3 protein-coding genes are annotated in these 3,239 nt (G+C 72.0%); 2 read left to right on the top strand and 1 reads right to left on the bottom strand.

Translation table 11 applies throughout. The annotated features are described in order from the left end of the window. Both NON22_RS22245 and NON22_RS22240 read left to right on the top strand, forming a co-directional pair. The coding region (locus NON22_RS22245) for a ComF family protein (RefSeq protein ID WP_425508016.1) at window positions 1-188 on the top strand (188 nt) is incomplete at its 5' end. A gap of 170 nt (window positions 189-358) precedes the next feature. Continuing rightward, window positions 359-1,972: a hypothetical protein gene (locus tag NON22_RS22240; protein WP_257389185.1), complete on the top strand. Its 1,614-nt coding sequence runs from the start codon at window positions 359-361 to the stop codon at window positions 1,970-1,972. 121 nt (window positions 1,973-2,093) lie between these two features. On the opposite strand, the gene ubiA is transcribed toward NON22_RS22240, so the two are convergent. Beyond that, a partial coding sequence (ubiA, locus tag NON22_RS22235; protein WP_306673965.1) for a 4-hydroxybenzoate octaprenyltransferase occupies window positions 2,094-3,239 on the bottom strand: 1,146 nt, incomplete at its 5' end.

The following is a 3,239-nucleotide window of genomic DNA, read 5'->3' as shown; positions in this document are numbered from 1 at the left end:
CCTACCCGACGCTCTTCCGATCTCGCGGCGCGTTCGGCGTGCGCGACGGCGCCGCGCTGCCGACCCACGTCGCGCTGTTCGACGACGTGTTGACCACCGGCGCGACCGCGCAGGAATGCGCGCTCGCGCTGCGCCGGGCCGGCGTCGGCCGCGTCGACGTCTGGGTGCTCGCGCGGACGCCGCGCTAGCCGGCCTGCCGCGCGATCGCCGACACAGCGGCACGCGGTGCCGATGAGGCAAGATAGCGGCCGTACGAGCGCGGCCGGCCCGGCCGGCCATGCAACGACACAGGGACCGGGACGGCCGGACGGCCGCGGGGCGTTGGCCGCCGCCTGCGGTCAGGACGACAGGGGAAGGTATGCATCCGATTCGCGGACGCCGGGCTCAGGCCGGTTTTTCGATCAAGCGCGTGCTCGGCCTGGTGCTGACGATCGTGCTGCTTGGCTTCTGGACCATGCGCCACGCCAACTTCGTGCTCGGCCGGGCGCTGTACATGGCGTTTCCGGCCGACGATACGACGTACCGTGCCGCCTGGCCGAGCCTGACCGGCAGCATCAGCGCGAAGGACGTGGTGTTTCCGGCCGCCGACGGCACCGACCTGAAGGAGTTCCGCTTCGACGAAGTCCGCGTCGAGGTGCCGATGGGCCAGTACCTGCTCAGCGCGCTGTCGCGCCGCGGCCGGCTCAATGCGATCACCGAAGTCCGCATCGCGCTGACCGGCGGCCGCGGCGAATACGGCCTGCCGTTCACCAGCAGCCTCGGCGTGTTCGGTGCGGCCAGCAGCGCGCCGTTCGAGGCCGACGGCTGCGTCGAGGATTCGCTCTGGACCAGCGACGAGCTCGCCCGCATGGGCCTCAAGCCCGGACCGACCGAGCTGACCGTCGAATTCAAGCGCGAACAGGGCCGCCTGACGTTGACGCAGACCCAGCGCACGCCGGGCGTGGCAAGCGTGAGCTATCACGGCGTCGTGGCGATGAACGACGACTACTCGCTGTTCAGCCTGCGCGACGGCGGCCGCAACGCGCTGCTCAGCGACAGCTGGAGCGTGCGCGACGAGGGTTTCGTCGCGGCGCGCAACCACTACTGCGCCGGCAAGGACAAGATCACGCCGGAGCAGTTCGTGCAGCGGCACGTCGCCACGGTGCAGCGCGTGCTGGCGGCCGAAGGCCTGCATGCGAACGACGAGATGGCCGCAGCCTATCGTCAGTTCGCGAGCCGCGGCGGCAGCCTCGAATTCGGCGTCGACTATGATCCGCCGCTGACCGCCGAACGCTATGCGGAAGCCCATTTCGGCGAGTGGCTCGGCCAAGTGCGCGGCCGCTTCAGCGTCGACGGCAAGCCGCAGGCGTTCGGCCTCGAAACGCGCCCGCCGCTGCCGCTGCCCGAGGACGACGAGGACGCGGAATCCGTGCGGACCGTGTTCGACGTGCTGCGCGCCGAGGGCGGCGATCCGCTACGGCTCGCCACGGCGGACGCGGCGGACGCGGCGGACGCGGCGGCGACGATGCCGCAAAGTACAGAAATTCCCGCCATCGCGGCGACGACCGCCGCGCCGGCATCAGCCGTGCCGGGGACGGCTGCCGCCGCGCCCGCGGGGACGATCGTGCTGAAACCCGCAACCGCTGCCACGCCGCCGCCGACCGCCAAGCCGGCGGCGGCGCCCGAGCCCAAGGCCCTCGTCGTCGTGCCGGCCGCGCATACCACGGTCGTGTCGAGCGCCGGACGCATCGACCCGGACCAGGCCGCTGCCGGCGCGGCGCCGATCACCGCGGGCACCCGCGTCACCTATGCGCAGCTCGGCAAGATGATCGGCCAGAACGCGCGCGTTTTTCTGAAGACGCGGCCGCCGATGCAGGGCCAGGTCGTGCGCGAGGACAAGGGCATCGTCTATCTGCGCCGCCATCTCGGCAGCGGCTATGCCGTGCTCGAGATCGACCCGAAGGCGTTCGACTACGCCGAAGCCGTCCGCTAGACGCGCCGCCGCACGCCGGCGCGAAGCGGCCTCGCCCGGCACGGCGGAAAACAAGCGTCGACGGCGACCGGAGCGGACGCGCCCGCTCCGGCGCTCGTCGAGGCCGGCGTGCCGCTTCGCGTCAGTGCTTCAGCGCGAGCGCGAGGCAGATGCCGGCCCAGACCGCCATGCCGAGCCATAGGTTGTTGCGGAATGCCGCGAAGCACGCGGCGCGCTCGCGTGCGCGCATCAGGTACTGCTGCCGGACGCAGAACCCAGCCGCCGCGGCGACGCCGAGGTAATAGGTCCAGTGCAGGCTCGCGCGCGTGCCGATCAGCAGCAGCGCGAGCAGGAACGTGCCCATGAGCACGCCGAGAATGACCCGGTCGTCGTCGCCGAACAGGATCGCCGTGGATTTGGCGCCGGCCTGGATATCCTCGTCGCGGTCGACCATCGCGTATTCGGTATCGTAGACCGTGGCCCAGACGACGTTGGCGAGGAACAGCAGCCAGCACAGCGGCGGCAGCGCCTGGAACCAGCCGGCGGCCGGCGCGCCGCCCTTGACCGCGGCGAAGGCCATCGGTATCGACCAGCCGAACGCCGCACCGAGCACGACCTGCGGCAGATGGGTATAGCGCTTGGCGAACGGGTACAAGGTGGCCAGCGCGGCGCCGGCCAGCGACAGCTTGACCGTCATCGCGTTGGTCAGCAGTACGAGGCCGAACGCGAGCAGCAGCAGCACGCCGAACAGTATGAGCGCCGCGCGCGGCGTTACGCGGCCCGCGGCGATCGGCCGGCCGCGCGTGCGTTCGACCTGCGGGTCGAGCCAGCGGTCCGCGTAGTCGTTGATCACGCAGCCGGCCGCGCGCATCAGGAACGCGCCGATCGTGAAGATCGCGAGCAGCGACGGCGGCGGGAAGTCGCCCGCGGCCAGCCACAGCGCCCACCAGGTCGGCCAGAGCAGCAGCAGCGCGCCGACCGGCCGGTCCATGCGCATGAGCACGAGGTAGTCGCGCGCGGGCGGCCGCCAGTCCTTCGGCAGCAGCCGCAGCAGCGCCTCGAGCACGCTGCGCGAACGCGCCGACGCGTCGGCCGGATGCGCCGGCGCGGCGGCGGCGCGCGATTTGTCGTGGCCGCCCTTGGCCGTCTTGGCCGGCGCGGACTTGGTCGGCGCCGATGCCTGTGCCGCTGACGGCCGGGCCGCGGCCTTCGCGCCGTGCGGCCGCAGGAAATCCGGCAGTGCGCCGTCGTCGGACGGTTCGGACGGCGCCGAGATCGGAAGAGCACA

The sequence above is a fragment of the Tahibacter caeni genome (assembly GCF_024609805.1).
Classification (GTDB): domain Bacteria; phylum Pseudomonadota; class Gammaproteobacteria; order Xanthomonadales; family Rhodanobacteraceae; genus Tahibacter; species Tahibacter caeni.
This window is presented reverse-complemented; position numbering and strand designations above follow the sequence as displayed.